General features: G+C 66.2%; 14 protein-coding genes. 6 read left to right on the top strand and 8 right to left on the bottom strand.

What is annotated here, in order from left to right:
• Positions 1-39: 39 nt before the first annotated feature.
• From KZC51_RS04000 to KZC51_RS03990, 3 genes are all read right to left on the bottom strand, one after another.
• Complete coding sequence (locus KZC51_RS04000) at positions 40-504, bottom strand: hypothetical protein (RefSeq protein ID WP_247628723.1); 465 nt, start codon at positions 502-504, stop codon at positions 40-42.
• A gap of 61 nt (positions 505-565) precedes the next feature.
• A complete protein-coding gene (locus KZC51_RS03995) occupies positions 566-1,075 on the bottom strand; it encodes a hypothetical protein (RefSeq protein ID WP_247628722.1) in 510 nt (169 codons plus the stop codon).
• A 142-nt stretch (positions 1,076-1,217) separates the two neighbouring features.
• The gene (locus KZC51_RS03990; protein ID WP_247628721.1) at positions 1,218-1,664 is read right to left on the bottom strand and encodes a hypothetical protein; all 447 of its coding nucleotides are present in this window, start codon (positions 1,662-1,664) and stop codon (positions 1,218-1,220) included.
• 236 nt (positions 1,665-1,900) lie between these two features.
• Between KZC51_RS03990 and KZC51_RS03985 the strand changes: the two genes are divergently transcribed.
• From KZC51_RS03985 to KZC51_RS03965, 5 genes are read left to right on the top strand one after another with little or no spacing between them, the layout of a single operon-like run.
• On the top strand, positions 1,901-2,809 hold the full coding sequence (locus KZC51_RS03985; RefSeq protein ID WP_247628720.1) for a nucleoside hydrolase: 909 nt from the start codon (positions 1,901-1,903) through the stop codon (positions 2,807-2,809).
• Positions 2,810-2,843: 34 nt separating this feature from the next.
• Positions 2,844-4,142: an ABC transporter substrate-binding protein gene (locus KZC51_RS03980; RefSeq protein WP_247628719.1), complete on the top strand. Its 1,299-nt coding sequence runs from the start codon at positions 2,844-2,846 to the stop codon at positions 4,140-4,142.
• Positions 4,143-4,147: 5 nt separating this feature from the next.
• Positions 4,148-5,110: a carbohydrate ABC transporter permease gene (locus KZC51_RS03975; RefSeq protein WP_247628718.1), complete on the top strand. Its 963-nt coding sequence runs from the start codon at positions 4,148-4,150 to the stop codon at positions 5,108-5,110.
• A complete protein-coding gene (locus KZC51_RS03970; protein ID WP_247628717.1) occupies positions 5,107-5,943 on the top strand; it encodes a carbohydrate ABC transporter permease in 837 nt (278 codons plus the stop codon). The genes KZC51_RS03975 and KZC51_RS03970 overlap by 4 nt, the downstream gene beginning before the upstream one ends.
• A complete protein-coding gene (locus KZC51_RS03965) occupies positions 5,940-6,839 on the top strand; it encodes a ribokinase (protein ID WP_247628716.1) in 900 nt (299 codons plus the stop codon). The genes KZC51_RS03970 and KZC51_RS03965 overlap by 4 nt, the downstream gene beginning before the upstream one ends.
• Here the strand turns inward: KZC51_RS03965 and KZC51_RS03960 are convergent.
• The 3 genes from KZC51_RS03960 to KZC51_RS03950 all read right to left on the bottom strand — a co-directional run bounded on the left by KZC51_RS03960 (position 6,836) and on the right by KZC51_RS03950 (position 10,306).
• Complete coding sequence (locus KZC51_RS03960; protein ID WP_247628715.1) at positions 6,836-7,870, bottom strand: LacI family DNA-binding transcriptional regulator; 1,035 nt, start codon at positions 7,868-7,870, stop codon at positions 6,836-6,838. The two genes, KZC51_RS03965 and KZC51_RS03960, sit on opposite strands and share 4 nt — an antisense overlap.
• Positions 7,871-7,960: 90 nt before the next feature.
• Complete coding sequence (locus tag KZC51_RS03955; protein ID WP_247628714.1) at positions 7,961-9,139, bottom strand: glycoside hydrolase family protein; 1,179 nt, start codon at positions 9,137-9,139, stop codon at positions 7,961-7,963.
• Between the two features lie 90 nt (positions 9,140-9,229).
• Entirely contained in the window at positions 9,230-10,306 is a 1,077-nt protein-coding gene (locus tag KZC51_RS03950) for a glycoside hydrolase family protein (RefSeq protein WP_247628713.1), read from the bottom strand.
• Between the two features lie 264 nt (positions 10,307-10,570).
• On the opposite strand from KZC51_RS03950, the gene KZC51_RS03945 reads away from it, so the two are divergent.
• Entirely contained in the window at positions 10,571-12,067 is a 1,497-nt protein-coding gene (locus KZC51_RS03945) for a SulP family inorganic anion transporter (protein WP_247628712.1), read from the top strand.
• Between the two features lie 14 nt (positions 12,068-12,081).
• Here KZC51_RS03945 and KZC51_RS03940 read toward each other — a convergent pair whose 3' ends face one another.
• Both KZC51_RS03940 and KZC51_RS03935 read right to left on the bottom strand, forming a co-directional pair.
• Positions 12,082-12,588: a hypothetical protein gene (locus KZC51_RS03940; protein WP_247628711.1), complete on the bottom strand. Its 507-nt coding sequence runs from the start codon at positions 12,586-12,588 to the stop codon at positions 12,082-12,084.
• A 102-nt stretch (positions 12,589-12,690) separates the two neighbouring features.
• Positions 12,691-13,773 (bottom strand): type I restriction endonuclease, encoded by a 1,083-nt coding sequence (locus tag KZC51_RS03935; RefSeq protein ID WP_247628710.1) that lies wholly within the window; start codon positions 13,771-13,773, stop codon positions 12,691-12,693.
• Positions 13,774-13,791: the final 18 nt, after the last annotated feature.

Below are 13,791 nucleotides of genomic sequence, written 5' to 3'. Positions count from 1 at the left end.
AGATGGCGATCAACCCGGGTTGATCGGGACCGTCTCTCGTCAGAGACAGCTGTCCGTGATGGTGAGCTCCGTGGAAGTGAAGGCCTCGTAGCGCACGCCCTGGACTTCGTAGATGACGCGTATCATCGACGCCGTTCCGCCCTCAGCGCCGGTACGAGCCGCGATCACGATCACACTGACCATTTCCCCCGGTTCGACCTCGTACCCGGCAGGGTCCTCCCGATTCGACCAGCCTTCGGAATCCTCATCCTCCGGGAAGAACGTGCCGAAACCCACCTGACCCTGACGCAGCGGCGCGACGTACGCCTCTGTCAGACGGAGACCGTCCGCATCGACGAGGTCGACAGAGGCGATCGTTGCCGGAGCGTCACCCGTGAGGACACCGGCGTCGCCGAATCCGACCTCGCGGCCGACATCACCAGGGGCGCAGTAGGCCCCTGAGTCCGCGCCGATCTCCAGGGGACCCTCTGACCGAATCGCCGAGCATCCGGCGCCGCCGAGCACGAGGGCAACAAGGGCTGCGCTTGCAAGTGGTGCGCGCGCTCTCACTATGGCCGGAACCGGCTCAGGACTCGGTCATGGGCGTCACGTCGACGCTGATGACGCCGAACGGGAACGGACTGAACACCGACCAGGAACCCGAAGAGAACTGGTCGAGCGGGATCATCCGGAACCACACCACCGAGACGACGACCGCGACGGACACGAGCGCGGCGACGCCGATGGCCTCGCGGTCCAGGGTGCGCAGGGCGGTGGCTTCGTCGGATGCCCTCATCACACGGCCGAGAGCGAGCAGCACGATCAGCGCGATACCCACGTAGACCAGCGGGCTCGGGCCGAGCGTCATCTGGATGCAGGGCAGCGGCTCGTCCACCGGTCGGCCGGATGCGTCGATGAAGCCGCCGTTTCCGTCCACCCCGCCCGGGCAGAACCCGGAGCTGGCGACCATCAACGTCGGGTAGATCATGGCGGCGATCACCGCGAGGATCAGCACCCGACGGATCCTCCCGATCACTGCGACGCCGGCGAGCCCGGCGACGGCCGTGGGCGGTAGAGGATTCTGAGCGAGTGACAAGGCGGTCTCCTGGGAGGTCGGTCGTCTCATCATGGCGCACGTGATGGCGGGGCGGAAGGGGCGTGGAGTGCGCGACACCCGCGTCGCCTCAGTCGGGCACGGACGCAGGAGCGGCAGATGCAGGCCGGTGGCCGAGCGGTCCTCAGGTGAAGGTGAGAGTGAGGGTCGGCACGGAGGACCCGCTCGGCGTCAGTGAACCGACGAGCACCTCGGTCGTGGGCGGCGTGCGGGTGAAGTAGCCGAGGAACGGGGTGGTCAAGGACCCCTGCGCGGGAACGGTAGCCGTGCACACGACGGTGGTCGACGTGAGGGTGATCACCCATGAGCCGAACCCGTAGCCGTAGAGTTCGACCGCGCCCTGCAACCGGGGAGCGACGAAGACGACGTCGATGGGATCGTCAGTGGAGTTCGTCGCGGTGAAATTGGTCTGCGCCTGTCGGGACGTGATCATCTGGGCCGTCCATGTCCACGTCAGGGCCTGCGCGCTCGCTGCGGCCAGCGGGGTCGCGGCGGTGACGGCGATGACGGGCGCGGACCAGACGGCCGCTCGCAACACGGTGCGTCGATCCGGTGCGTTCGGCTCTTCCATGGTTCTCCCCTTATCGCGTTGCCGAGCCCCTCGTCCGATCGCTTCTGAGGATAGTGGAGGGGACCCGCCCGGACCGACCCTGACTTATCGACCGGTACAGCCATCTCGCCTGCGATGCGAAACCAGCGTTCAACTCGAGTAGATTCTCTCTTGCAGGCGTGAATCTACTCGAGTAGCATCGCCATATCAGCACCACTTCCCAGGCGAAGCCTCGGGACCCGTCGCGTAAGGAACACATGAGCCAGTCACTGCTGACGGCAGACCGAAGCTCCGGTCGTCCGTCGAGAGAGTTCGTCCTCGACACCGACATCGGCACGGATGTCGATGACCTTCTCGCCTTGTCGATGATCTTCGGCTCCCCCGAGCTCCACGTCACAGGAGTCACTACTGTCTACGGTGATGTCGAGCTTCGCGCACGGATCGTCGCGGCAACCTACCGCGCCGCCGGCCTGACTCCTCCCCCGATCGCCGCCGGCCACGCGGAGACGCAGTCGGGACGGCCCGTCTGGTGGCCAGGGCACGAAGGATCGACCATCGCCGACCTCGACGACCATGAGTTCGAGTCCGCGGTCTCTGCCATCGACCTGCTCGCCGCGAGCGCCACCCTCGTCGCGATCGGCCCCCTCACCGACGCGGCCGCCGCCACCATGCAGGCAGGGCACCGCGTGAACCAGGTCGTCATCATGGGCGGCGACTTCCGCCGCGACATCGTCGAGCACAACATCAAGTGCGACATCGATGCCGCCCGCTCGCTCTTCGCGTCAGGCGTCCCTGTGCTCGCCGTCGGACTCGAGCAGACCGAGCGTGTACGCCTCGGCAGCGACGAGCTCGCACGCATCGGCGCGGCGGGCCCGCTGGGCGCCATGGTCGCCGCCGAGATGACCCGATTCTGGGCCTTCGCCGAGCAGGACTACAACGTGCCCCACGACCCGATCGCCGTGCTCACGCTCGCCCGTCCCGACCTCTTCGAGATCTCGGCCGGGACCGTGACGGTGACACCGGAGGGCCGGACCCTCTTCCAGCACGACTCCGACGGCATCCATTCGATCGTGACGGACATGGATGTCGATGCCGTCGCTGCCGAGATCACCGATCGCATCCTCACCGCCGCGGATACCTCCACGTCCGCTTCCACCCCCATCTGACACCCTGCATCACACTCAACGAGGAGACCAGCACATGCACACGAACCCGATGCGTGCGACCGCCGTCGCCGGGCTGACCATCGCCGGCCTGGTCCTGGCCGGCTGCGCCGGCGGCCAGAGCCAGGCCGGAGACGAAGGCGGGGCGGTCACGCTCACCTTCGCGAACGCCGACCCCGCAGAGACCTGGGCACCGGTGATCGAGGCGTTCCAGAAGGAGCACCCGGGCATCACCATCAAGCAGCTCAACATCCCGTACGCGCAGTACACGAGCACGATCAACCAGCGCCTCGGCGGCGGAGGCGGCGGTATCGACGTCATGGTCGTGGATGCCGGCGGCGGCCTGCTCGACTGGACCAACCGCGGCTTCCTCGCCGACCTCAGCGCCCTCAAGGAGGACGCCGTCGAGGCATCCGTCTCGGAGAGCATGGTCACGGCGCGGGAGGTCGACGGCACGTTGCGCGCGATCGAGCCGTGGACGACGTCGCAGTTCCTCTACTACAACGCCGATCTGCTCGCCGCGGCCGGCGTCGAGCCGCCGTCGACCGATCCGACCGATCCATGGACGTATGAGCAGCTCACCGAAGCGGCCCGAAAGGTGCAGGAAGCCGGCGTCGCCGAGTATCCGTTCCTGTTCGACCAGTGGGACTCGTACTACCAGCTGCAGATGCTGGGCCGATCTGCGGGCGGCGGCGACGGGATCGATGACGAGGGTGTCGTCGACTTCTCGAACGACGGATGGCAGCGGGCGCTGTCGTGGTACCACGACCTCTTCGAAGAGGGTCTCTCTCCTCGGGGAATCACGAACGACAAGAACGGCGCGCTCTTCCAGACCGGCAAGGCGGCGTTCATGATCTCAGGCCCCTGGGGCGTGGCCGTGAACGAAGACGGAGACATCGCCTGGGGCATGGCCCCCGCTCCCTACTTCGAGGGCGGTGAGCGCGCGACGTCGACCGATTCCTGGGGCGTCGCGATCGCCGAGAAGTCCGAGAACCAGGAGGCCGCCGAAGCCTTCCTCCGCTACATCACGATCGACGCGACCGGCAACGCCCAGTCCGCGGAGGTGGCAGGAATCGCGCCGACGACGAAGGAGGCCTACGCCCAGTACGCCGAGCGGGTCAGCGGCACCGCGGGCGAATCGTCCGCGCCCTTCGGCGACATCATGGAGTACCAGTTGCAGGACAACGCGGTGCACCGACCGGTCGTCGTCGGATACAGCGTGTTCGAGCCCGGCGCCAACCAGATGTTCTCCGACATCCGCAACGGGTCCGACCCGGCGGAACGCGCGGCGCAGGCCGACAAGGAGATCACCGAGCAGATCGACCGACTGAAGTAGGACAGATGAGCACCACGACGCGAGAGCGTCGGGCGGGAGCGGCGGCACCCACGGGTTCCGCCGCTCTCCGAGCCCCCGACCGCCGCACACCCACCCGACGCAGCCGCGCCGCTCGCACCACGGCCATGGCGCTGCTCATGCTCGCCCCCGCCCTCCTCGCACTGTTCTTCCTGCGCGTCCTGCCGATGATCACGGCCGTCGGCCAGAGCTTCCAGAGCACGTCTCTCGCCACCGGCACCACGTCGTTCGCGGGCATCGAGAACTACGCGTACCTGTTCACGGACCCCGGTTTCCACGCCGTGTTGGCTGTGACCCTGTTGTTCAACCTCGTGCTGAACCCCGCGATCGTGATCCTGTCGGCCGCGCTCGCGCTGCTGACCGTGCAGAACGTCCCCTTCGTGGGGCTGTGGCGCTCGCTCATCTTCGTGCCCGCCGCCGTGCCCGGCGCTGTCGTCGCCCTCATCTGGTCGACCGCGCTCCAGCCGGACGGACTCGTCAACAGCATCCTCGAGACGATCGGCCTCCCCCCGCAGCCGTTCCTCACGTCGGCGAACCAGGCCGCGTTCTCCATCGGCATCATGGTCACCTGGGGTGCGATCGGCTACTGGATGATCTTCATCATCGCCGGACTCAAGGACATCCCGGAGAGCCTGTACGAGGCCGCCGCACTCGACGGTGCCGGGTGGTGGCGCCGACTGTTCGCCATCACGCTGCCGCTGCTCAAGCGGCCGATGTCGTTCGTGCTCATCGCCTGCACGGTCGGTTCGTTCCTCGTGTTCGCCCCGGTCCAGGTGCTGACCAAGGGCGGTCCGAACGGCGCCACCAACTTCATCATGTACGACATCTACAACCGCGCATATCTGCTGAACGACCTGGGCGTGGGACAGGCCGAGGTCGTCGTCCTCATGCTCCTGCTGTCGATCATCGTCGCCATCCAGTTCCGTCTGCTTCGCGAGGAGAAGTCATGAGGCGATCTCGGGGCGCCACGATCACGCTGTCCATCGCCGGCGGCCTGATCGCCGTCGCGATCTTCCTGCCGCTCTGGTGGGTGTTCGTCTCGTCGACCCGACCGGGCAACACCTACGTCGACAACATGACGCCGCTGTCGTGGCTGGCTTTCATCCCCTGGGGTGGCGAGCTCACCAACTACACCGGACTGCTGAGCGGTCCGTTCGTGCTCGGGCTCTTCAACAGCTTCTTCGTCGCCGGGGCCACGATCCTGTTCGGGCTGCTCATCGCGATCCCCGCCGCGTACGCCCTCGCCACCATGCGATTCCGAGGCAGAGGCATCGTGTTCAGTTTCATCGTGATCGTCGCGATGATCCCGTTCGACGCGATCGCCATCCCCCTCTCCTCACTGTTCCAAGGCTGGAATCTGTCGGATTCCTATGCCGGCCTCATCCTTCCCGCGCTCGCCAACGGCTTCGCGATCTTCGTCCTGCGGCAGTTCTTCCTCGGCATCCCGTCGGAGCTCATGGAAGCCGCGGAGATCGACGGCCTCGGCACCTTCGGCACGCTGTGGCGCATCGTGCTGCCCCTGTCGAAGCCGGCATTGATCGGCGCCGGCATGATGCTGTTCCTATCGCAATGGCAGGCGTACCTGTGGCCGCTGCTGATCGGCACCTCGCCGGAGCGCCAGCTCGCTCCGATCGCGCTCGCCAACCTGAGCACGATGTTCACGGTCGACCTGGGGCAGATCATGGCCGGATCCTTCGTGCTCAGCATCATCCCCATGATCCTGCTGCTCTTCTTCCAGAAGCAGTACACCGAATCGCTCTCCACGACAGGACTCAAGGGATGAATGCACGGATCGTCGTCGTCGGATCTCTCAACCTCGACCGCACCTACTCCCTGGGTCGCCTCCCACGCGAAGGGGAATCGCTGCACGCCACCGGCCACGAGGTGGCATCGGGCGGCAAGGGCGCCAACCAGGCGGTCGCGGCGTCCCTGCTCGGGGCAGACGTGCGTCTGGTCGGAGCGGTCGGAGCGGATGCCGCGGGCACGCTGCTGCTCGACGCGGTCGCCGCGTCCGGCGTCGACGTGACCGGCGTGCGTCGTCGACCCGACGGTTCGACCGGCGAGGCGGTGATCTTCGTCGATGACGACGGTCAGAACCTCATCGTCATCTCTCCCGGGGCGAACGCCACGGTCGCCGCCGACGATGTGGCGACCGTGGACGCGGACTGGGTGCTCAGCGGCTTCGAGATCCCCGACGAGGCCGTGATCGCCGCCGCGCATCACGCGCATGCAGCGGATGCCCGTTTCGTGCTCAACCCGTCGCCTTTCCGCCTGATCCCCGACGCGCTGAGGCACGCGGTCGATGTGATGGTGGTCAACGAGCACGAGCTCGTCGAGGCGCTGGGGGCGGCCGTCGACAGTTCCTCTGACGCGGAGCTGCAGCAGGCGCGCGCGAGCCTCTCCGTGCCGCAGCTCGTGGTGACGCTCGGAGCCGCGGGTGCCGCTGCCGTCTCCGGATCCGGCGTCTTCCGCGCACCCGGCCGCGCCGTGACCGCGGTCGACACGAGCGGCGCTGGCGACGCGTTCACCGGTGCCCTGGTCGCCCGACTCGCCGCAGGAGACGCACTGGAGGCGGCAACCGTCTTCGCCACGCAGGTGGGCGCCCATGCCGCCACGCGGCCGGGAACGCAGTCGTCGTATCCGACCTCCGCCGAGCTCGATCGCTGGCTGCAGGGCTAGCGCCGGGCGGCGCCCTCCTGCTGATCCTGATCGCATCCGCACGATGAGCGGATGACGAGCGACACCGGCACGATCGATGACTCGACCGGCTGCGTACCGACCACCGCTTCGAGCGCGGCCGCAGCGAGCGCGGCGATCGGCTGCTCCACCGCGGTGAGGGGCGGATCGCTGAACACGGCGTCGTCCGTGCCGTCGAACGAGATCACAGCCAGGTCCTCTGGCACGCGGATGCCGCGCTCGCGTGCAGCGGCCAACAGCCCGAGGGCCTGAACATCGGAGGCGACGAACACGGCATCCGGGTGCAGGGCACCCGCCAGGAGCGTCCTTCCTGCGTCGAGACCTCCGGCGCGGCTGAACTCCGAGCGGACGAGGAGCTCGTCGTCGATGTCGAGGCCGAGCTCCTCGCACTGGGCGCTCCACCCCCGCACACGCTCCTCGGCGCCCGGCAGCCCTTCGAGACCGCCCAGATGCGCGATGCGGCGACGCCCGTGCTTCGCGAGGTGCTCCACCGCCATGCGCGCCCCTCCCTCGTTGTCGACGACGATCGACGTCTGACCCGAGAGCGTGCGCTGGCCCAGGAACACGGTGCGCGTGCCGCGGGCATCGACCACGGAGCCGGGCTCGAGGCTCGTGATGATGAGCCCGTCGATCTGATGACTGACGAGCGACTCGATCTGCGCGCGCTCCCGCTCGATGTCGTTGTCGGCGTCGCCGAGCAGCAGTGCGTAGCCGGTCTCGAAAGCCTGGTTCGATAGCTCGCGCGCCAGAGCTCCGAAGAACGTGTTGCTCACGTCTGGCACGACCACTCCCACCGCCTGCGCGCGGCGGAGCTTGAGCGCCCGCGCAAGAGCGTTCGGCCGGTAGTCGAGCTGCTCCATGGCCGCCTCCACCCGTTTGCGGGTGGCGGTCGCGACCGGCCGAGGGCCGTTGTTCACGACATAGCTCACGACGGCAGCGCTCACACCGGCCAGCTTGGCCACATCGGTGCGGGTGGCGGCGCGGGGGGCCGCGTTTTCGTGAGGGAGTGTCATGGGGTGCTTTCTGCTGGGGAAAAGGATAACCGTTGGGCCGGGCACGAGCGGAGGCGGGGCCGACTCTGGGATGAGCCGACCCCGCCACGCTCATCGTCGTCTGTTCAGGGCACCGTCGATCGACCACAGGTCGTAGGAGTAGAGCGAGTCACAGGTGGCGAGACTCCAGTCCTGGTCGTCGATCGTCGGCAGGCTGGAACAGCTCGTCGTGAAGACGACGGACACCGCGTTCTTCTCCGCGAGATGTCCTTGCCAGTCCCGCGCGAAACCGGCGTTGTGGTTGCGGTCGAAACCGGTCAGGGCCTCGTTCACGTCACCGACGGGCTTCCACGTTCCTCGCCCGCGCAGCAGATCGCGCTGTGGGATGGTCGCCACCTGCACGGCGGGACCGATCCACCAGGGGTTGTCGAAGGCGTACGGATGCTGTTCCCGCACGGTGAGGAACTGACCGCCCTTCTTGTCGAAGACCAGGTCGAAGCCGTTGAGATAGTCCGGAGCACCGTCGGTACCGGTCAGGCCCGAGGTCGGCAACTGCACAGGAGCAGTCGTGGTGAAGGCCTCGGCCTTCTTCAGATTCACCTCGGTCACGTAGGCGCGTGTCGAGGTGTCTCCCTGGGTGTACCCGAGCAGAATCGTGCCGGGCTTGCCGGGCATCATCACCGCCGTGGGCTGACCGGCACCCCACTGGTCGGTGCGGTCGAACGTCACGATCGGCTCGGGAAGCTTGACCCACGGCCCCTCCGGACTGTTCGCGAACGCGACGCCGATCTGATTGTGCGCGCTCGCATCGAGGTCGTTGCCCAGATAGAACATCGCGAGCGAGTACTTCACACCCAGGTAGCGGAACTTCCCGGCGACGACGCTCGGGTCGCACACGTGAAAGCTGTCCCACGCCGGGGCGGGCGATGCCTCCAGCACCGACCGGGAGTCGACCACGACGCCGTCGACGATCTTCGTCAGGTAGATGTGGTCCTTGATCACGCGGAACTCGTCGTTGTGACAGGTCCAGATCCATTCGGTGTCGCCGTCGCGCACGACCGATGGGGCATAGGAGTAGAAGCCGTCGGCCGGTGCGTAGACCTCCCGCTGCGAGGCCGGGTCCCATGTCACCGGGGCCTGCGTGCGGGACGCCTCGTCGCCGGTCGGCGAGGTGTCGGCGGTGGCGGGGGCGACTCCGATGAGGAGAGCTGCTCCGAGAGCTGCGGTGGTCGCGGCCGCGAGCAGCCGTCGGGTCAGGCGCCTGCGCGGTGCCAGGTGGTCATGCGTCATCGCATTCCTTTCTGTCGCGCCACTCGAGCGAGTTTACTCGAGTAGACGATGTGTGCACGAGTGCGTGGCGGAAATGCACTCGCGACGCTGTCAGAGGCTCGCCGTCGTGCGCACAATGGCGTACGACCAGAGCGAGTTCGGGTCGAGAGAAGCGGTCGTGACGAACACGGTCAGTTGCGATTCGTCGGGCAGGGTGCCGAACTGCGTGCGCAGGAAGCCCGGGTTGTGGCTGCGCGACGCCCCGGTGACCGAGCTGTCGATCACGCCCTCAGCGGACCAGGTTCCGGTGCCGGACCACATGCCCGCGCCGGAGATACTCAGCACCTGCACCGCGGTGGAGATGTAGTTGGGGCTCGTCGACGGATACGGATGCATCTCGCGCACCAGGTAGAAGCGGTCGCGCTGCGGCGAGTAGGCGATGTCGAAGTTGTTGAGGAAGTCCGCAGCACCCGAGCTGTCGAGCAGGCCGGCCGTGGGCACGGCGCCGACACCCGAGAGCGTCGGCGTGCCCGACAGCAGACTCACCTGCCCGAGCTTCGCGACCGTTCCCGTCGAGTACCCCTCGGTCCAGGTGAGCAGCACCGTTCCCGCCGCGGCATCGATGGTCGTGGCGCTCGGCTGGCCCACTCCCCACTCGGAGGAGCTCGCGCCGGCCTTGAAACCGACGACCGGGTTCGGAGCCTTGACCCACGGGCCATCGAGGCTGTCGGCGTACGCGACGCCGATCTGGTTGTGGCAGGAGCAGTTCTGATCGTTGCCGAGGTAGAACATCGCGTAGTCGTAGCTCTGCCCGCCGAGCGTCGCGTCGACTCTCACCACGCTCGGGTCGCAGATATGGAACGAGTCCCAGCCCGAGGCGGATGCCGTCAGCACCGACGCGCTCGAGGTCACCGTCGAGCCGGTGCGCTTCACGAGGAAGATGTCGTCGCGCACATCGCCGGCGGCGCGACTGTGGCAGACGAACGATCGCTCCGTCGTGCCGGCGATGGCGGAGGGCGCGTAGGCGTACCCGGGAGTCTGGATCGAGGATGCCGCATACACGGGCGTCGGAGTCGACCAGGGCCCCGCCGCGACAGCAGCTGGAGCCGCGGAGGCCACCAGCGCGACGGCGAGCAACGCCGCCGGTATGAGCCTCAGCACAGTTGTCTTCAGGGACTTCTTCAGCATCACCGTTCCTCCTCGAACGCGTCATCCGCCGGTGCGGTTGCTCGAACGCTACACGAGTAGAACTCGGTAGACCAGAGGGTGATCGCAGGAGATCTACGGCCATCCGGTCTCGGGGCTGGCGCTTCGCGCGGATCAGGTCGCGCTGCCCCTTCGCACATACGACTCCGGTACCCGCACGAGACAGGCACCGGCGAAAGCCGCCCGGCATCCGCTCTACGCTGGAACGTCTGCCTCATTCTCGAGGCGCCTTCCCCTGGAGCATCCATGTCTGTGACGACGGTCGATGATCGTGCCCGCTATCGGGCGAATCCCTCTGTGCTGACCGCGCTGAAGAACCCGCGGATGCTGACGCGCGAGGTGCTGGCCGGACTCGTCGTCGGGCTCGCCCTCATCCCCGAGGCCATCGCGTTCTCGGTGATCGCGGGCGTCGACCCGAAGGTGGGGCTGTTCTCGTCGTTCATCATGGCGGTGTCGATCGCGTTCCTCGGCGGACGTCCGGCGATGGTGACCGCGGCGACCGGAGCCGTCGCGCTCGTGATCGCCCCGGTCGCGCCGATGTACGGGCTCGACTACTTCATCGCGACCGTCATCCTCGCCGGCATCTTCCAGGTGATCCTCGGTGTCGTCGGCGTCGCGAAGCTGATGCGGTTCATCCCCCGCAGCGTCATGGTCGGGTTCGTGAACGCGCTGGCGATCTTCGTGTTCAGCTCGCAGTTCCCGCAGCTGATCGATGTGCCGTGGCTGGTGTATCCGCTGGTGGCGCTCGGGATTCTCGTGATGATCGTGATGCCGAAGATCACGAAGATCGTGCCGGCGCCGCTGGTGTCGGTCGTGATCGTGACGGGCGTCGTGCTGACGTTCGCGATCACCGTGCCGACCGTCGGCGATCAGGGCGAGCTGCCGCGGAGCCTTCCCTCTCTCTTCTTGCCGGATGTGCCGTTGACGTGGGAGACGTTCACGATCATCGCTCCGTTCGCGCTCGGAGTCGCGGTGGTGGGGCTGCTGGAGTCGCTGCTCACTGCGAAGCTCGTCGACGAGATCACCGACACCCACTCACGCAAGAGCCGTGAGGCGTGGGCGCAGGGAGTCGCGAACGTGCTGTCGGGCATCTTCGGCGGCATGGGCGGTTGCGCCGTGATCGGTCAGACCATGATCAACGTGAAGGCCTCGGGCGCGCGGACCCGCATCTCGACGTTCTGCGCTGGGATCTTCCTTTTCCTGCTGGTGGTCGTGTTCGGCGACTTCGTCGGGACGATCCCCATGGCGGCACTCGTCGCCGTGATGATCATGGTCGCGATCGGGGCGTTCGACTGGCACAGCATCCGTCCGTCGACGTTGAAGCGGATGCCGAAGAGCGAGACCTTCGTGATGGTCGCCACCGTCGTGCTGGTGCTGATCACGCACAACCTGGCGGTCGGAGTCGTCGGTGGGGTGCTGGTCGCGTCGGTGCTGTTCGTGCGGCGGGTGGCGCACTTCGTGACGGTGTCGCGGACTGTGTCCGGTTCTGTTGCCCGCTATGTGGTCGACGGCGAGCTGTTCTTCGCGTCGAGCAATGATCTGACGACGTTGTTCTCGTACTCGGACGATCCGTCTCGCGTGGTGATCGATCTGTCGGGGTCGCATGTGTGGGATGCGTCGACGGTTGCCGCGTTGGATGCGATCGAGACGAAGTATGCCGCGCTGGGGAAGACGGTGGAGATCGTCGGGATGAATGACGCGAGTGAGCGGATGCGGGGGCGGTTGACGGGTGGGTTCGAGTAGGGCTCTTCTTCGCCCTAGGCAGTTGCGAGCGTTCCTGCACCATCGCGAGTCCACTCGAGATTTGAGCTGTCGCGAAACGACATTCCTAGTATTCGGCGCTTCTTTGACTTCGTAACTGGACGGATCTCGTCATCGAAAGACCGAAGGCGTGACGCAAACTCCCACCCATACGCTTCCATGCTCTCTCCTAAGTAATAGGCGCCGGGCGGGAGGATAGTAAGCGTGACAGGTCGGCGCTCATGGGATTGCGAGTCGGTCACCCGCACTTCGACGTCGTAGATCGCCTGCTCGGAAGAGTTCACGACGACCACTCCGTAGGTTGTCTCGTCCCCGATACGGGACGCGACCCACGCGAAGACCTTGCTCGCCTGAGACTGCCGTTCGCGAGCGGCCGCGGCTTCGTCCCGCCGTGATTCCACATCGAACAGCTGACGGGCGTGACGCGTCGCGGCGATTGCAGCGAGCAGGGCAAAGACGGCGGTGAGCGCAGTGACGATATCGGCGACCGATCCAAGTGACATGCGCTGAGGCTATGTACGGCGAGGGGCAAGCTTCCGGCGCCCACGCTGCGGATCGAACGCAATACACCACCATGCTTCGTCCGGTTCGATCGGACACTCCACCTAGGCGTAGCGCCGCACCGCCTCGCGGATGCCATCCGCATGGGCGTATATCTCGTCGAGTTCCTCGATCGGATGCCGCGTCTCGACTTTCTCTTCGTCCAGCAGGCCGAGGTACTTCTGCTTGCCGTTGAAATGCAGTCTGGCGATCGGCTTCCGGTTGTTGTCGTCCAACAACACAGCGAAGTAGCTCTTCGCATCTCTGTGTGTCACCCGCTGCGGCTTCACATCACCGCAGGCGATGGCCTTGACGATCTGGTACCCCTCGAGCTCTTCCAGGGTTGTCTCGATCTCGGTGTCGCGGTCAAGGTCGGCCTCGACGACCTCGGCGCTGGTCGCCGGCGGCGCTTCCGCGGTGCGAGTGATCCCGCTGACTCCTAGTGCGGTCTTCAGCCGGTCGTTGACTCGCTCGGTGAGGAACTGCTGCGCAGCCTTGCTTACGAGGCTCGTGAACTGCTGACGAACCTTCTGCGTGTACGAACCTTCGTAAACGCGTGTGGCGAAGAACTTGATCCACTCGTCGGTCGGCTCGCGGAACTGACTTGCGATCTCGCGCTTGAGCGCACCGATGTACTTGAGCTCCTCGGCCGCACTAATGATCGAGTCGAGATCGAAGCTCTCCTTGCTCAGCTTCTGAATCTCAGGGATCAACGTCTCGTCAATGTCAAGCAAGTCGAGGACGAGGAACGGCTTCGCGTCCATCCGGTTCGGTGCATCAAGGTCTGTGTAGAAGTGCCAGAGGACACCGTTTGTCAGGACAGCGATGCGCGCGTTGGTGACGGAGAAGTAGCGGAAAAGCTGCGAGGCGTGCTCGATCTTGAGCGGCCCCATAGAGGGCTTGCACTCGATGAGAATCTGGACTTCGCTCTCACGCATGATCGCGTAGTCAATCTTCTCCCCCTTCTTGGTACCGACGTCTGCGGTGAACTCCGGCACGACCTCTAGGGGGTCGAAGACGTCATACCCGAGAATCGTCGAGATGAACGGCATCACGAATGCGTTCTTCGTCGCTTCTTCGGTCCCGATCGCGGTTGCCTGGTTCTTCACTTTCGTCGCCAGGGAATCGAGGCGCTCTGCAAACTCCATCGTCACTCCGTTCATCGT

The organism is Microbacterium croceum, assembly GCF_023091245.1.
GTDB lineage: Bacteria > Actinomycetota > Actinomycetes > Actinomycetales > Microbacteriaceae > Microbacterium > Microbacterium croceum.
This window is presented reverse-complemented; position numbering and strand designations above follow the sequence as displayed.

What these genes read in the sequence shown, in the direction of transcription:
- KZC51_RS03940 (WP_247628711.1), bottom strand. Translation starts at nt 12,588, where the DNA reads ATGTCACTTGGATCGGTCGCCGATATCGTCACTGCGCTCACCGCCGTC.
- KZC51_RS03985 (WP_247628720.1), top strand. Translation starts at nt 1,901, where the DNA reads ATGAGCCAGTCACTGCTGACGGCAGACCGAAGCTCCGGTCGTCCGTCG.
- KZC51_RS03935 (WP_247628710.1), bottom strand. Translation starts at nt 13,773, where the DNA reads ATGGAGTTTGCAGAGCGCCTCGATTCCCTGGCGACGAAAGTGAAGAAC.
- KZC51_RS03990 (WP_247628721.1), bottom strand. Translation starts at nt 1,664, where the DNA reads ATGGAAGAGCCGAACGCACCGGATCGACGCACCGTGTTGCGAGCGGCC.
- KZC51_RS03955 (WP_247628714.1), bottom strand. Translation starts at nt 9,139, where the DNA reads ATGACGCATGACCACCTGGCACCGCGCAGGCGCCTGACCCGACGGCTG.
- KZC51_RS03965 (WP_247628716.1), top strand. Translation starts at nt 5,940, where the DNA reads ATGAATGCACGGATCGTCGTCGTCGGATCTCTCAACCTCGACCGCACC.
- KZC51_RS03980 (WP_247628719.1), top strand. Translation starts at nt 2,844, where the DNA reads ATGCACACGAACCCGATGCGTGCGACCGCCGTCGCCGGGCTGACCATC.
- KZC51_RS03945 (WP_247628712.1), top strand. Translation starts at nt 10,571, where the DNA reads ATGTCTGTGACGACGGTCGATGATCGTGCCCGCTATCGGGCGAATCCC.
- KZC51_RS03960 (WP_247628715.1), bottom strand. Translation starts at nt 7,870, where the DNA reads ATGACACTCCCTCACGAAAACGCGGCCCCCCGCGCCGCCACCCGCACC.
- KZC51_RS03975 (WP_247628718.1), top strand. Translation starts at nt 4,148, where the DNA reads ATGAGCACCACGACGCGAGAGCGTCGGGCGGGAGCGGCGGCACCCACG.
- KZC51_RS03950 (WP_247628713.1), bottom strand. Translation starts at nt 10,306, where the DNA reads ATGCTGAAGAAGTCCCTGAAGACAACTGTGCTGAGGCTCATACCGGCG.
- KZC51_RS03970 (WP_247628717.1), top strand. Translation starts at nt 5,107, where the DNA reads ATGAGGCGATCTCGGGGCGCCACGATCACGCTGTCCATCGCCGGCGGC.